The following is a 1,123-nucleotide window of genomic DNA, read 5'->3' on the forward strand; positions in this document are numbered from 1 at the left end:
GTCCAGTGCTGGATGTGTCAGCCGCGCAGGGCCTGGACCGCGGCCTCCAGCCGCTTGCCGAAGTCGCCGTCGGCCTGACGGAAGTTGTTGACCGCGCGCTCGATGATGTCGTCGCGCGAGACGCCGGAGAGAGCGCCGGCCAGGTTGTTGATCAGCCGCTCCTTCTCCTCGTCCGTCATCAGCCGGTAGAGGTTGCCCGCCTGGACGAAGTCGTTGTCCTCGGCGTGCGACGGGGCCTCGGTCTCGCCGGTGACACCGGAGACCGCGACCGGCTGCCACAGGGCCTTGTCCGTCTGGAACGGGCCGCCGAAGCTGTTCGGCTCGTAGTTCTTCGCGCCCTTGTGGCGGCCGTCGTACAGGTAGCCGTCACGGGAGTTGGTGCGCGCCTCGGTGGCGTGCGGACGGTTCACCGGCAGGTGGTCGGCGTTGATGCCGACGCGGTAGCGGTGCGCGTCGCCGTACGCGAAGAGCCGGCCCTGGAGCATCTTGTCCGGGGACGGACCGATGCCGGGCACGAAGTGGGCCGGGGAGAAGATCGACTGCTCGACCTCGGCGAAGATGTTCTCCGGGTTGCGGTTGAGCTCCAGCTTGCCGAACCAGACGATCGGGTAGTCCGCGTGCGGCCACACCTTGGTCAGGTCGAACGGGTTGAAGCGGTACGTCGCGGCCTCGGCGACGGGCATGATCTGCACGCCGACGGTCCAGGACGGGTACTCGCCGCGCTCGATGGCCTCGCGCAGGTCGCGCTGGTGGGAGTCGGGGTCCTCACCGGCGAGCTTGTCGGCCTCGGCCTGGGTGAGGCACTTGATGCCCTGGTCCGTCTTGAAGTGGTACTTGACGAAGTACGACTCGCCCTTGGCGTTCGTCCACTGGTAGGTGTGCGAGCCGAAGCCGTCCATGTGGCGGTACGACGCCGGGATGCCGCGGTCGCCCATCAGCCAGGTCACCTGGTGCGTGGCCTCGGGGGAGTGCGCCCAGAAGTCCCAGACGTTGTCCGGCTCCTGGCGGCCCGAGAACGGGTCGCGCTTCTGCGAGTGGATGAAGTCGGGGAACTTGATCGGGTCCTTGATGAAGAACACCGGGGTGTTGTTGCCGACCAGGTCGTAATTGCCCTCGTCCGTGT

General features: G+C 67.4%; 1 protein-coding gene. It reads right to left on the bottom strand.

Annotated elements, in window-relative coordinates; all coding sequences use genetic code 11:
• Window positions 1–17 precede the first annotated feature (17 nt).
• The coding region (locus tag ACFW2E_RS47510; protein WP_384478550.1) for a catalase at window positions 18–1,123 on the bottom strand (1,106 nt) is incomplete at its 5' end.

The organism is Streptomyces sp. NPDC058964 (assembly GCF_042741275.1).
In the GTDB taxonomy this organism is placed as follows: domain Bacteria; phylum Actinomycetota; class Actinomycetes; order Streptomycetales; family Streptomycetaceae; genus Streptomyces.